The organism is Novosphingobium sp. TH158, from assembly GCF_002855555.1.
GTDB lineage: Bacteria > Pseudomonadota > Alphaproteobacteria > Sphingomonadales > Sphingomonadaceae > Novosphingobium.
The window spans coordinates 1400137-1412865 of record NZ_PKRT01000001.1; the positions used below are offsets into that span (position 1 = coordinate 1400137).

Annotated in this window: 12 protein-coding genes; 5 read left to right on the top strand and 7 right to left on the bottom strand. The window is 66.6% G+C overall.

Annotated features, from left to right (window positions below; translation table 11 throughout):
* Positions 1–21: 21 nt before the first annotated feature.
* Positions 22–1857, bottom strand: coding sequence for a HAMP domain-containing methyl-accepting chemotaxis protein (locus C0V78_RS07030; RefSeq protein WP_101797065.1), 1836 nt, complete (start codon positions 1855–1857; stop codon positions 22–24).
* A 160-nt stretch (positions 1858–2017) separates the two neighbouring features.
* A complete protein-coding gene (locus C0V78_RS07035; protein WP_144039849.1) occupies positions 2018–3208 on the bottom strand; it encodes a carbohydrate porin in 1191 nt (396 codons plus the stop codon).
* A 189-nt stretch (positions 3209–3397) separates the two neighbouring features.
* On the opposite strand from C0V78_RS07035, the gene C0V78_RS07040 reads away from it, so the two are divergent.
* Positions 3398–4429, top strand: a complete 1032-nt coding sequence (locus C0V78_RS07040; protein ID WP_101797067.1) for a chemotaxis protein CheB — start codon at positions 3398–3400, stop codon at positions 4427–4429.
* Here C0V78_RS07040 and C0V78_RS07045 read toward each other — a convergent pair.
* The 3 genes from C0V78_RS07045 to panC all read right to left on the bottom strand — a co-directional run bounded on the left by C0V78_RS07045 (position 4426) and on the right by panC (position 7157).
* Positions 4426–5271 carry a TIGR03620 family F420-dependent LLM class oxidoreductase gene (locus tag C0V78_RS07045; protein WP_101797068.1) on the bottom strand — a complete coding sequence of 282 codons (846 nt, stop codon included), beginning with the start codon at positions 5269–5271 and terminating at the stop codon, positions 4426–4428. The two genes, C0V78_RS07040 and C0V78_RS07045, sit on opposite strands and share 4 nt — an antisense overlap.
* Before the next feature lie 129 nt (positions 5272–5400).
* Entirely contained in the window at positions 5401–6168 is a 768-nt protein-coding gene (locus tag C0V78_RS07050) for a CsgG/HfaB family protein (protein ID WP_101797069.1), read from the bottom strand.
* A 134-nt stretch (positions 6169–6302) separates the two neighbouring features.
* Complete coding sequence (panC, locus tag C0V78_RS07055; RefSeq protein ID WP_101797070.1) at positions 6303–7157, bottom strand: pantoate--beta-alanine ligase; 855 nt, start codon at positions 7155–7157, stop codon at positions 6303–6305.
* An 87-nt stretch (positions 7158–7244) separates the two neighbouring features.
* Between panC and C0V78_RS07060 the strand changes: the two genes are divergently transcribed.
* From C0V78_RS07060 to pgmG, 3 genes are read left to right on the top strand one after another with little or no spacing between them, the layout of a single operon-like run.
* Positions 7245–8060, top strand: a complete 816-nt coding sequence (locus C0V78_RS07060) for a division plane positioning ATPase MipZ (protein ID WP_101797071.1) — start codon at positions 7245–7247, stop codon at positions 8058–8060.
* Positions 8061–8079: 19 nt separating this feature from the next.
* Positions 8080–8361: a molecular chaperone DnaJ gene (locus C0V78_RS07065; protein ID WP_101797072.1), complete on the top strand. Its 282-nt coding sequence runs from the start codon at positions 8080–8082 to the stop codon at positions 8359–8361.
* A gap of 6 nt (positions 8362–8367) precedes the next feature.
* Positions 8368–9771: a phosphoglucomutase/phosphomannomutase PgmG gene (pgmG, locus tag C0V78_RS07070; protein WP_101797073.1), complete on the top strand. Its 1404-nt coding sequence runs from the start codon at positions 8368–8370 to the stop codon at positions 9769–9771.
* On the opposite strand, the gene C0V78_RS07075 is transcribed toward pgmG, so the two are convergent.
* Together C0V78_RS07075 and C0V78_RS07080 are read right to left on the bottom strand one after the other, a co-directional pair.
* On the bottom strand, positions 9768–11039 hold the full coding sequence (locus tag C0V78_RS07075) for a DUF4010 domain-containing protein (protein WP_101797074.1): 1272 nt from the start codon (positions 11037–11039) through the stop codon (positions 9768–9770). The genes pgmG and C0V78_RS07075 overlap by 4 nt on opposite strands.
* A gap of 52 nt (positions 11040–11091) precedes the next feature.
* Positions 11092–11952 (bottom strand): LysR family transcriptional regulator, encoded by an 861-nt coding sequence (locus tag C0V78_RS07080; protein WP_158241492.1) that lies wholly within the window; start codon positions 11950–11952, stop codon positions 11092–11094.
* A 108-nt stretch (positions 11953–12060) separates the two neighbouring features.
* Here C0V78_RS07080 and wrbA point away from each other — a divergent pair, with 108 nt between their 5' ends.
* Positions 12061–12660, top strand: a complete 600-nt coding sequence (wrbA, locus tag C0V78_RS07085; RefSeq protein WP_101797076.1) for an NAD(P)H:quinone oxidoreductase — start codon at positions 12061–12063, stop codon at positions 12658–12660.
* Positions 12661–12729: the final 69 nt, after the last annotated feature.

Genomic DNA, 12729 nt, shown 5'->3' on the forward strand with positions numbered 1-12729 from the left:
TGCCCTTCCGCTTCGCCGGGATCAGAATTCGGTCCAGTCGTCGTCGTGGAATTCGGGCTGCTTGATCGCCAGGTTGCCGTGCACCGGCGGCGGCGCGGAGGCGGCCTTCTTGCGGGCGGCGGGCTTTGACACCGGCTGGATCACGGCGGCGGGACGATCCGACCCGGTACGGAACTGGCCGACAAGCGAGGTCAGTTCCTTCGCCTCGTCCGCCAGGCTGCGCGCGGCGGCGGTCGATTCTTCGACCATGGCGGCGTTCTGCTGGGTCATGCGGTCCATTTCCGAGACCGAGGCGTTGACCTGCTGCAGGTTGACCGACTGGCTCTCTGCCGAGCGGGCGATCTGGCTGATGCGCTCGCTGATCTCGCCCACGCGGCCGACGATCTTTTCGAGCAGCGAGCCGGTTTCGCCGACCAGCTTCACCCCGCCCGCGACCTGATCGGTGGAAGCGTTGATCAGTTCCTTGATATTGCGCGCGGCATCGGCGCTGCGCTGGGCCAGTGCGCGCACTTCGTTGGCAACCACGGCAAAGCCCTTGCCGGCATCCCCGGCGCGTGCGGCCTCGACCCCGGCGTTGAGCGCCAGCAGGTTGGTCTGGAAGGCAATGCCGTCGATCACGTCGATGATCTGGGTGATTTCGTGCGCGCCGCGCTCGATCTCGGCCATGGCGGCCACGGCGCGCTGGACCACGGCACCGCCATCGGTCGCCTCGCGGTGAGCCTCGACGATCGACTTCTGCATCTCGACCGCGCTGGTCGCGGTATCCTGCATACCGCCGGTCACCTGGTTCATCGCCGCGGAGGTTTCCTCAAGGCTGGCAGCCTGCTGCTCGTTGCGCACGGCAAGGTCGTCGGAGGCGGCGCGGATTTCGCCGGCGCCGGTCGAAACGCTCTGCGCCGATGCGGAAACGCGCTGCATCAGGTCGGCAAGCTGCGCGACGGTCTGGTTGAAGCTGATGCGCAGCGACTCGTATTCCTCGGCCAACGGCTTTTCGATGCGATAGGCAAGGTTGCCCTCGGCCAGCTCTCCCAGCCCGCCCGACAGCGATTCGACCACGGCGCGCTGGCGGTGTTCGGCCTCGCGCTGGGCGATGGAGGCATCGCGGAACACCTCGATCGCGCGGGTCATCTCGCCGATCTCGTCGGCGCGGTGATCCTTGGTGCGTCCGGCTTCAAGGTCCCCGCCCGCCATGCGGCTCATGGTGGAGGCCGTATCGGTGATCGGCACCAGAACCTTCTGGAGCATGTACCACAGCCCGCCGCAGACCATGCCTATGATCGCGAGAGCCAGCAGGCTGAGCAGGCCGATTGTCCACGACAGGATCGCATCGTCGTGGGTCAGCAGTTCCTCGTGATAGGCCTCCGACTTCTTGACCATTGCATCAATGTGCTTGCGGTGATCGTCATAGGCATCGTTCAGCTGGTCATGTGCCGCCTCGATCCGTGTGGAATCATTGGAGCGCAAGGCAGGCAGGAAAGCATTGTTGTAGATCGACCAGAAGCGGTCGGCATCTTCGATAGCCTCGCCCAGCGGTGCCTTGAGCTCAGGCGTCAGGTCCTGCTGCTGCCAGTACTTGTGGCGCTCCTCGAACTGGCGCTTCATCCGTTCGAGATTGGCCAGGTGCTGTTCCTGCGATCCGTGCTTGTTGGCGATCAGCGTGACTTCAAGCCAGGGTTCGATAATGAAGATCGGCGGCGGCAGGATATCGGCGACCAACTCGCTGATCTGCTTGTCTTCGTTATACAGGTCGCCCCCCATGCGGATCTTGTCGATCGACCATGATGTCACCGCGATCGAGGCGACGATGGTGGCGACGGTAACGATACCGCCGATCTTGCTTTTCTTCCTGATGCTCATGCCAAACCCCTGTTTGGACCCGGTCTTGCGCCGGGCCGGACCTTGCGGATTCGCGGCTGGGTTCCAGCCACTTCGGGGTGTGCATTAACCGTGAGGATTGAGAGCGCCGTTGCCCGCGATCTAGGCAGATTCGCCTAGGCAAGCGCCGCGAAGGGGCAACTCAGTCGATCGCTGCAGTCAGCCGTAGGGACAGCACCAGCGCATCGCGTCCCGCCGGTCCGCGCAGCACGTTGCGGACATACTGGATATCGGGCTGCACCGTCAGCCAGGGGGCCAGCTTGTCGGAATAGGTGAGCTCCAAACCCGTCTCGGCAGAGCGCAGCGAATCACCGGCATCGGCGGCATTGAGGCGGTAGCGTTGCGAAAGCCAGGCCTGGTTGACGCCCAGCGAAACCTGGCTGTCGGGCCGCCCGGCGATCACTCCGCTGGCCAGGAACCCTGCCTGCCAGCTGCCGGTATAGGGGGTGGTCCGGCCATCGGTCAGCCCGCCACGAAAGAACAGCGTCAGGCCGCGCTCGTCGTCTCCGGCCACGCGCCGTTCGGCCAGGACATAGCCTCCGAAGGCACGGCGGGCGACCGGCTCCCCGGCGGGCGTCACATCGCGCAGGTCCGGCTGGCGGCGGCTGTAGCTCCACGCGCCAAGCGCCAGCTTGCCCTGCCCGGTCCAGCCCACCTCGCCAACCAGCAATGCCCCTTCGCGCAGCAGCGGCCGCACCCCGCCGGCATCGCCGATCACGCCCGCTTCGGCATTGTAGGCGGCAAGCATGACGTAGCTTGCGGTAGACGGCTCCACCTTCAGCCGCAGGGCAAGGGCGCTGGAAGGAAAGATCGACGGGCCGCCCGGGCCGGTCGCGGAAAATTCGGTGCCGATGCCGAAGGCCGGGGCCATCAGCAGGCCCGAACTGTCGGTGACGTAGAATTCCTCGTTGAGATCGGAAAAGCCCAGGCGCAGCGAGGCCGGAAGGCCGGGAAGCTGCTGTTCGAGGTAAAGCTGGAACACCCGCAGCCGCGCATCCTCCACCTCGATATTGCTGATCCCCTGCAAGGTTCCGGCAAGGGCGTTGGGCGTGCCACCCGTCGCCGCGATGGCCTGGACCTGCAAGCGCGCGCCCTGCCAGCCGGCGGCTGCTTCTAGATCGAGGCCGAGCGACAGCGAGGCATAGTCCGCCCGCCGCACGCCGGTCTGCGGACCCCGGACAATGCCCATCACTTCGCTGACATATTCCGCCTCGAGCGCAATCGCGCCGGTGGCGCCGCCGTCTCCAGCCTCTTCGGCCTGCGCCGCGCCTGCCAGAGCCAGCGGCATGGCTGCGGCGACGGAAAGGAGGGAACGCAGGATGGGGGCACGCATGATCAGCCTCGTCAGCACTTCAAGGGAAGCGCGCGTCCCTAGGTGCGCGGGACGAAGGCGCCGTGCAACCCGCTCATCGGGAATATCCCTAGGACGCGGCAGCAAATTGCTGGGACTCTCGCGGGTAAAGGCCTGCAGGAAGCCCGCGCCGCGCGGGACATGCAGGATAACACAGGAAGGCTTGCCCCGATGCACGAAGCCCGGGTTCTCGTTGTCGACGATTCCGCCGCCATGCGCGCGCTGTTCAGCGACATCCTCGAGCAGCAACGCGATGTCCGGGTGGTCGGCACCGCCGCCAGCGCCGACGAGGCGCGCACCGCCATTGCCCAGCTGCGGCCCAACGTGCTGACGCTCGATGTCGAGATGCCCGGCATGAGCGGGATCGAATTCCTCGAAGAGATCATGAAGGAAAAGCCGATGCCGGTGGTCATGCTTTCGGGCCTGACGCAGAGCGGCACGGAAACCTCGCTCAAGGCCTATGAACTGGGCGCGGTCGAATGCTTTCCCAAGCCACTGAAGGCCACGCCCGACCAGTTCGCCAAGACCGTGGGCAAGCTGGGCAAGATCGTGCTCGCCGCCGCCAATTCGAACCTGCGCGCCAAGCCGCGCGCCCACGCGCCGCGCCCGGCAGAGGCCGCGCAATTCGCCTGGAACGGCCATGTCGTAGCCCTGTCGGCATCGATGGGCGGCATCGATGCCCTGTCCATCCTGCTGGCGCACTGGCCGGCGAACTGCCCGCCGACGGTGATCTGCCTGCAGGCGGAAGCGGCGCTGGTGGAAACCTTTGTCGCCCGGCTCGATGCAGACCTGAAATGCCATGTCCGCACGGTGAAGGACGGCGCTCAGCTGGCGCAGGGAACGGTCCACGTTACCGCCGATCCCGGCAAGCACGTGGTCTTCGAACCAGGCCAGCCGCCCCGCCTGCGACTGGTGGAGCGTGATCCGATCGAAGGCGCGCGGCCCTGTGCCAACCTCCTGTTCGGCACGCTTGCCCGCGCCGGGGTTCCGGCGGCTGCCGCCGTGCTCACGGGGCTCGGCTCGGACGGTGCCAAGGGGCTGAAGCTGATGCGCGATGCCGGCTGCGATACCTTTGCCCAGGACCGCGCCAGCGCGACGGTGAGCGAAGCCCCCGCCGCCGCCATCGCCGCCGATGCCGCGCAAAAGGAATTGCCGCTGGAAACGCTCGCCGAGGCGCTGATCGCGGTCTGTTCGCAGGCCTAGAGCAGCACGGGCGCCAGCCGCCTCAACGCCGCCAGCGATTCGGCAAGCCCGCCCCCGGTGATGGTCTGCACGCAGACGTGGTCCGCCCCGGCGGCGTGGTGTTCCGCCACCCGCGCGGCAATCGCCGCTTCATCGCCGCAGGCAAAGATGCCGTTGAGCAGGGCGTCGCTCTGTGTTTCGATATCGGCATCGGTATAGCCCTGCCGCTTCCACGAATTGCAGTAGTTCGGCAGGCGGGCGTAATGCGTCAGCGCCCCGCGGGCGAGCTCTTTCGCCCGGGCGGGATTTGCTTCCAGCACCACGCCCTGTTCGGGGGCGACGAGCTTGCCCGGTCCCATGATCCGGCGCGCTTCGGCACTGTGCGAAGGGCCGACCAGGTAGGGGTGGGCGCCCGCGGTGCGCTGGCCGGCAAGTTCCAGCATTTTCGGCCCCAGCGCGGCGAGGCAGGTCTGCTCCAGCGGCATTCCGGCAGCGGCGAATTCATCGAGCCAGGCGGCCATCTTGGCGACCGGGCGGTTCCAGTTCTCGCCGATCAGCGGGCCGTGGCTGATGCCCAGCCCCAGCATCACCCGGTTGCGGTGATTTTCCGGCAGGGCATTGAACCAGTCGGCGATTTCGGCCGGTTCGTGCTTCCAGATGTTGATGATGCCGGTGGCGATCACCACCCGGCTGGTGGCCTTGAGCAGGTGATCGAGATCGCCGGTTATGTCGCCGCCGATGCCGCCCGGCACCCAGATCGCGCCATAGCCCAGCTCTTCCACCTCGGCCGCGCCGCGCGCTGCCTCGGCCTTGTCGCCGAAGCGCAGTTCCATCGACCAAACGCCGACCTTGCCCAGATCCATGCCTGACTCCCCAGTGTTAAGACCGCCGCATAGGTGGCCTGCGGGCATGGCCTGTCAATGCAAAAGGGCCCCTTCCCGCAAAGGAAGAGGCCCCTATTCGCCCCGGCGTTCGACCGCCGGTGAAACCGCTTACTTGGCTTGCGGCGCTGCTGCCGAAGCGTTCTCGGGCAGGCCGCCCAGCTGGGTGACCAGCTTGGTATAGCCATCGAGATAGGCCAGCACGATGACCTGGCCGATGTCGGTATCGGTATAGCCGGTGCCACCTGCCGCCGCGAGACCGCCGGCCCAGCCCACACCGCCGCCTGCGCCGAAGCTCAGGTCGCTTTTGCGGGCATAGCCTTCGACCAGCGCCATTTCCTCGGTCGTGCGGGCATTGACCACCGAAAGGGTGACCTTGGCCTCCTTCTTGTTGACCGAAAGGCCGCCCAGCAGGCCGCCGACGGTGCGCCCGCCAAGCATGCCGCCCAGCATGCCGCCAAAGCCGCTGCCGCCAGACTTCTTGTTGGTGGTGACGATATCGGGCTGGAGGAAATAATCCGCCGCCTTGACCTGTCCCTTGCCCAGGTTCGAACCGTCCTGCAGCTCGCCGCTGTCAGCCAGCGCGCGTTCCATGGCGCGGCTCTGCATCGAGCGGCCACGGTTCACCAGGCTGAAGCAGCCCGACTTCTGGACGAACAGCTTGATGATCGCCTCGGGGCTGCCGAGGTTCAGTTCGCGCCACCACTGGTTGTCGGGCTCGACAATGGCGATGGTGCCCAGGTTGCGGGTGCAGACGGGGATCTGCGCTTCGCCCTTCTTCTGGGCCTGGTGGCCCGAGGACCCCTTGTCCTTGGCCATGGCTGCAGTGCCGCCCAGCGCAAGCGTGACAGCGGCAACGGAACAGAGAAACTTCTTCATCGAATCGCACTCCCCAATAACGGCGCGCCGGAGCCAAAGCCCTCCAGCCAGACCGGCGCCAGAACCAAATGTGCGACCCGTTCCTTTGCCCAGACCCGGTGCCGTGGCAAATGACGATTTCTGTTAGGGTTCAGTTACTCGCCCACGGCCATGTTGTCTATGAGCCGCGCCTTGCCGATCCGCGCGGCAACCAGCAGGCGCGCCGGGGCATTGCCGCGTTCGGCCAGCGGCGCCAGCGAATCGGCGTCGCACAGCTCGGCATAATCGACCGCGGCAAAGCCCGCCGCGATCAGCGCGGACTTCAGCCCATCGAGCGCACGGCTCACGGGCTCGCCCGCGCCGATTGCCGCGATGGCATCCTGCATCGCGCGCGGCAGGGCCGCTGCAGCAGCGCGTTCGCCGGCGGTAAGGTAGGCGTTGCGCGACGACATGGCGAGGCCGTCTGCCTCGCGCACGGTCGGTACGCCGATGATGTCGGCGGCCAGCGGGCGCGACAGGTCAAGGTCGCGGGCCATGCGGCGGATCACCGCCAGCTGCTGCCAGTCCTTCTCGCCGAACAGGGCAAGATCGGGACGCATCTGGTTGAACAGCTTGCACACCACGGTTGCCACGCCATCGAAGTGGCCGGGCCGCGCCGCGCCGCACAACCCTTCGCTGACGCCGCTGACCGAAACGTTGGTGGCATAGCCCTGCGGATACATCGCCGCGGCATCGGGGTTCCACAGCAGCGAGACGCCCTCGCCCGCCAGCAGTTCGCAATCGCGCTCGAAGGGGCGCGGGTAGGAGGAGAGATCCTCGTTCGCGCCGAACTGCCGGGGATTGACGAAAATCGACACGACCACGTGGGCCGCCCGCCTGCGCGCCTCGCGCACAAGGGTCAGGTGGCCTTCGTGCAGGGCGCCCATCGTGGGCACCAGGGCAACCTTGCCCTGCTCCCGAAGCCGCTCAACTGCGTCGCGTAGTGGATCAATGCGATTGACGATTTGCACGGCCCGAGTCCCTTGCGTTACAAGAGCGGCCACCTAGCGCGGCTTGGTCGCGCTTTCAAATCACAGTAAAAAGGCCTGCCCATTCCCGTGTCCTCGCCCAATGGTCCGCATCGTATCGTCTTCGCCAACGAAAAGGGCGGCACCGGCAAGTCGACCACGGCCGTCCACGTGGCGATCGCGCTGGCCTATCAGGGGGCGAAGGTCGGGGCGATCGATCTCGATCCGCGCCAGCGCACGCTGCACCGCTATTTCGAAAACCGCACCGACACGGAGCGCAGGCGCGGCATCACCCTGCCCACCGCGCGCTTTGCCGTGTTCAACGGCGACAAGACCGAAGAGCTTGACGCCATGGCCGAGGAAGTGGGCCAGGGCATGGACTTCCTGGTGTTCGACACGCCGGGCCGTGACGACCTGTTCGCCCGCCACGCCGCCACCGGCGCCGATACGCTGGTCACCCCGCTTAACGACAGCTTCGTCGATTTCGACCTGATCGGCCAGGTCGATGCCGAAACCTTCAAGGTGAAGCGGCTGTCCTTCTATGCCGAGCTGATCTGGGAAACCCGCAAGAAGCGCGCGATGAAGACCATCGAACAGGGTCGCCGCGACCTTGATTGGGTGGTGGTGCGCAACCGCACCGGCCATATCGAGGCGCGCAACCAGAAGCGCCTTGAAGGCGCGCTGACCGAGCTTTCCAAGCGCGTCGGCTTCCGCATCGCCAACGGGCTTTCCGAGCGCGTGATCTATCGCGAGCTGTTCCCTTCGGGCCTGACCCTGCTCGACAAGGGCCATCTGGGCGACCTGGGCACCAGCCATCTCGTCGCCCGGCAGGAACTGCGCGCCTTGCTTTCCTCGCTGGCCCTGCCAATGCCGGGAACAAAGCCGGCCGAACTGACGCTGGCCTGACGGAAAGGGACGCGCCGCGATGCTGAAGCTGCTGATGATCGCTGCGGTCGCGTCCTTCGCCTGCCGCTATGTCTTCGGTCGCTGGCCGTGGGACTACGTCAAGCTCAGCCCCACGCGCGAACAGGCCGTGCTCAAGGCACGCAAGCTGCTGGCCGTGCGCCCCGGTGCCAGCCGGCAGGACGTTATCGAGGCGCACAAGCGCCTGATCGCTATGGTCCACCCGGATCGCGGCGGCACCAATGACCAGGTCCACGAAGCCAATGCTGCGCGCGACCTGCTGCTCGATGAAATTCCGGATTGAGGTTGCATGACACACACGTTCCACCCCACCGTCCTGCGGGAATACGATATCCGCGGCATCATTGGCGAAACGCTGGGCGCCGAGGATGCCTATGCCATCGGCAGGGGCTTTGCCACGCTGCTGCGGCGGGCAGGCGGCAGCAAGGTTGCGGTCGGCTATGACGGGCGCGTTTCCTCGCCCATGCTGGAAGCGGCTCTGGTCGAAGGGCTTAACGCCAGCGGTGTCGATGTGGTGCGGGTCGGCATGGGGCCGACGCCGATGCTCTATTATGCCGAAGCCTCAATTCCAGAGGTACAGGGCGGCATTCAGATAACTGGCAGCCACAATCCCGCCAACTACAATGGCTTCAAGATGGTATTTCTTGGCCGCCCGTTCTTCGGCGCAGACATCCTGAAACTCGGCGAAATGGCGCGCACCGCAGACTGGCTGGATGGCCAGGGAGTCCATGAGAGCCGCGAGATCCTCACCGCCTATATCGACCGGCTGGTGCAGGGGCTCGACGGGCTCGACCGCGATGCCCTTTCCTCCCTGCGCATCGGCTGGGACGCCGGCAACGGTGCGGCTGGTCCCGCGCTGGAGCTTCTCGTCAAAAAACTTCCTGGCGAACATCATCTTCTCTTCACTGATGTCGACGGTAACTTCCCGAACCACCATCCGGATCCGACCGAGGAAAAAAACCTCGCCGATCTCAAGGCGCTCGTCGCGTCCAAGAACCTCCATTTTGGCGTGGCATTCGACGGGGACGGGGACCGCATCGGGGCCGTGGATGGCGAAGGGCGCGTGATCTGGGGCGACCAGCTGCTCATGATCTACGCCGAGGACCTCCTGCGGATGGCCCCGGGATCCACGATTATCGCCGATGTAAAGGCCAGTTCGGCCCTATTCGACCATGTCTCTGCGCATGGTGGACACCCGCTTATGTGGAAAACCGGACACAGCCTGATCAAATCCAAAATGAAGGAAGTTTCCTCGCCTCTGGCCGGCGAGATGAGCGGGCACGTGTTTTTTGCCCATGATTACTATGGCTTCGACGATGCACTTTACGCAGCCGTCCGGCTGATCGCCGCCTCGGCGCGACTCGGCAAGTCGGTGACGAAGCTGCGCGGCGCCATGCCGGCGATGATCAACACGCCCGAGCTGCGCTTCCAGGTGGACGAGAGCCGCAAGTTCGCCGTGATCGATGAGGTAAAGGCGCGCCTTTCCGCCGCCGGGGCCGATGTCAACGGCACGGACGGCGTGCGCGTTTCCACTGCCGACGGCTGGTGGCTGCTGCGCGCCTCGAACACGCAGGACGTACTCGTGGCCCGCGCCGAAAGCCTCAGCGAAGCGGGGCTGGACCGCCTGATGGCAGAGATCGACGCGCAGCTTGCCGCCAGCGGCCTCGAACGCGGGCCGCAGGCCGGGCACTAAAGCAGGGTCAGCGCCCCGCCCGCTGCGGCAGTGGCGCTCAGCACCAGCGCGATGGCCCCCTGCCAGCCCTTGCGATCACCGGCAAGCGATACCGCCATGCCTGCCTTGACCAGCGTGTTGAGCAGGATCGGCGGGGCCAGCACCAGCCCGGCGATCCGCGCCTCCAGCGCGCCGGGCGGCAGGTTGCCGATGGTGATGATCGCCGAATCCACATCGACCATGCCGGTTACCGCCAGCACGGTGGCCAGCCCGGCATCGCCATAGTTCGCCAGCACCCAGCGCGCCGCAAGGCTGAGCGCCATGACCAAGACGGTCAGCAACAGGGCGGGGGCAAGGTCGAACGGATTGCGCAGCTTCATCGCCGGATCGCTCCCCGTCTGCTCGGGCGCGGCCTTGCGCATCAGCACGAAGGTGGCGATCAGGCTGAGGATCATGCCCGGCACGGCAAAGCGGGAAAGCGCGCCGAAGGCCATCGGAGCCAGGGCGAAGGTCAGCACCATGACCCTGGCGAACATCACGGCAGAAGCCAGCGCGATGGCCGCATTGTTGATGGCCGCATCGCCCTCGCCCGCACGCAGCTTGCCAGCCAGCGAGGCCGTGACCGCGGTGGAAGAAACGGTCGATCCCGCCGCTGCCGTCGCCAGCACACCGCGGGTCGCGCCAAAGTGCTTGGCGGCAAGGTAGCCGGCAAAGGAAAAGCCCGAGACCATGACGACGACGGCCCACAGCTGGCGCGGCCGCCAGGCATCGTAGGGACCCATCGGCTGGTCAGGCAGCAGCGGCAGGATGACCAGCGCGATCAAGGCGAAGCGGGCGATGGCCATGACCTCGCGCTCGTCCAGCGATTCCACCCAGCCGTGCAATTGCTCGCGCATGGCCAGCACCAGCACCATCAGGCCCGCGGCGACCGTGGCGATCACGCCCTCACCCGATCCGGCGAGATAACCGCAGGCCAGCGTCAGCAGGGTGACGATGCTGGCCGTGCCGCTTACCTGCGAAGCATCGCGCGTCATCCGCCAGTAGCCGAGCAGGACAAGGCCGGCGGTGGCTGCAAGGATCACGCCCGACAGCACCGGATCGCTCGTCTTGAAGGCACCGGCAAAGCCGCCGGCAAGACCGGCGAGGCCATAGGTGCGCACCCCGGCGAAGCGCCGCCCGTCCTGCGCCTTGCGCTGCGCCCATCCCCGCTGCACGCCGACCAGCAGGCCGAGCGCCAGCGCCAGCCCGATGGGCAGCAGTTCGGGATAGAGCGTCAGCGGATTGTCCATCCCCCGGCTGATGGCACCCCGGGGGTCAGGCGGCAAGCGTGCTCGCCCGCTGTCACGCCGCGCCGAACACCTTCTGCGCGGCAATCTCGGCGGCGATGGCCTCTATCACCACGCGGATCCGGGGCACGTGGCGCAAGTCGGCATGGACGCCCAGCCACAGTTCGCGATCATGTTCCGGCCCGGCGGAGTGCAGCCGGCGCAGGCCGGGCTGGGCATCGCCCTGGAAGCGCGAAAGCACCGTCAGGCCGATCCCGGCAAGCGCCGCCTGCAAGTGCACGTGCCGGTCATTCGACCGCATGGCGATCGGCGCGTCGGGATAGAGCGCGCGCAGCCATGTCGTCTCGGCAAGGTGGCCCTGGTCTTCCAGCGTCGTCACCAGCGGCAGCGGCTCGCCCCGGTCGAGCGCATCGCGCGCGGCATAGATGCCAAGGCCGATGCGCCCGACGCGCCGGGCATGGATTTCCGCCCCGCGAAAGCGCGAAGGCCGCAGCGCAATGTCCGCCTCGCGCTTGGACAGGCTCAGCAGGCGGGAATCGGGCACCAGTTCGATGCAGATGCCCGGATGCTCCGCCTGCAGCCGCGCGATCACCGGCACCACCACCTGCGGTGCAAGCAGGTCTACCGTCGTCACCCGCACCGTTCCCGCCAGCGCCACATCGCGCCCCATGATCGCCCGCTCCGCCGCCAGCACCTCGGCCTCGATGCGCTCGGCATGGGCCAGCACGCTTTCGCCCAGGGGCGTGAGGACATAGCCGCCGGGCATGCGTTGCAACAGCCGCGCGCCGTGGCGATCCTCGAAAGCGGCAAGGCGGCGGCCCATGGTCGGCTGGGTCAGCCCGAGCACGCGTGCCGCGCCGGTAAGCGTGCCCTCGCGCGCGATGGCGAGGATTATCTTGAGGTCGTCCCAGTCCATGCCTTGTCCATACATTTATGCATGGCCTGAAGTCAAAATTCGCCAGTTCCATGCATAAACCGCAAGGCCTATCTGCAAGCCTAACGATACACAGCGGAGCGTCCGATCATGGCAAAAGTCCTTGTCCTCTACTATTCGAGCTATGGCCACATCGAGCAGATGGCAGAGGCCGTGGCCGCCGGTGCCCGCGAAGCCGGGGCCGAGGTGGACGTGAAGCGCGTCCCCGAAACCGTACCCGAGGATGTCGCCCGCGGCGCCCATTACAAGCTCGACCAGGCCGCCCCCGTGGCCACCGTTGCCGATCTGGAGAACTATGACGCCATCGTAATCGGCACCGGCACCCGCTTTGGCCGGATGTCTTCGCAGATGGCCGCCTTCCTCGATCAGGCCGGCGGCCTGTGGGCGCGTGGCGCGCTTAACGGCAAGGTCGGCGCAGCCTTTACTTCAACCGCCACCCAGCACGGCGGGCAGGAAACCACGCTGTTCTCGATCATCACCAACATGCTGCACTTCGGCATGACGATCGTCGGCCTCGACTATGGCTTTGCCGGGCAGATGAACAACGATGGACTGGTGGGCGGCGCACCCTATGGCGCGACTACCATTGCCGGCGGCGACGGTTCGCGCCAACCCGGCGAAATCGACCTTGGCGGTGCCAGCTATCTGGGCCGCAGGGTTGCCGAGACGGCTGCCAAGCTGTTCGGCTGAACCCCGGGGGGACGGCCATCCCCCCGCCTCCCCGGCCGTCCCCCTACCCCCCTTTCAAACGGCGTCGGC

Bases quoted from the DNA above. Each gene is read 5' to 3' on its own strand.
- C0V78_RS07030 (WP_101797065.1), bottom strand. From the start codon at position 1,857: ATGAGCATCAGGAAGAAAAGCAAGATCGGCGGTATCGTTACCGTCGCC.
- C0V78_RS07035 (WP_144039849.1), bottom strand. From the start codon at position 3,208: ATGCGTGCCCCCATCCTGCGTTCCCTCCTTTCCGTCGCCGCAGCCATG.
- C0V78_RS07040 (WP_101797067.1), top strand. From the start codon at position 3,398: ATGCACGAAGCCCGGGTTCTCGTTGTCGACGATTCCGCCGCCATGCGC.
- C0V78_RS07045 (WP_101797068.1), bottom strand. From the start codon at position 5,271: ATGGATCTGGGCAAGGTCGGCGTTTGGTCGATGGAACTGCGCTTCGGC.
- C0V78_RS07050 (WP_101797069.1), bottom strand. From the start codon at position 6,168: ATGAAGAAGTTTCTCTGTTCCGTTGCCGCTGTCACGCTTGCGCTGGGC.
- C0V78_RS07065 (WP_101797072.1), top strand. From the start codon at position 8,080: ATGCTGAAGCTGCTGATGATCGCTGCGGTCGCGTCCTTCGCCTGCCGC.
- pgmG (WP_101797073.1), top strand. From the start codon at position 8,368: ATGACACACACGTTCCACCCCACCGTCCTGCGGGAATACGATATCCGC.
- C0V78_RS07075 (WP_101797074.1), bottom strand. From the start codon at position 11,039: ATGGACAATCCGCTGACGCTCTATCCCGAACTGCTGCCCATCGGGCTG.
- C0V78_RS07080 (WP_158241492.1), bottom strand. From the start codon at position 11,952: ATGGACTGGGACGACCTCAAGATAATCCTCGCCATCGCGCGCGAGGGC.
- wrbA (WP_101797076.1), top strand. From the start codon at position 12,061: ATGGCAAAAGTCCTTGTCCTCTACTATTCGAGCTATGGCCACATCGAG.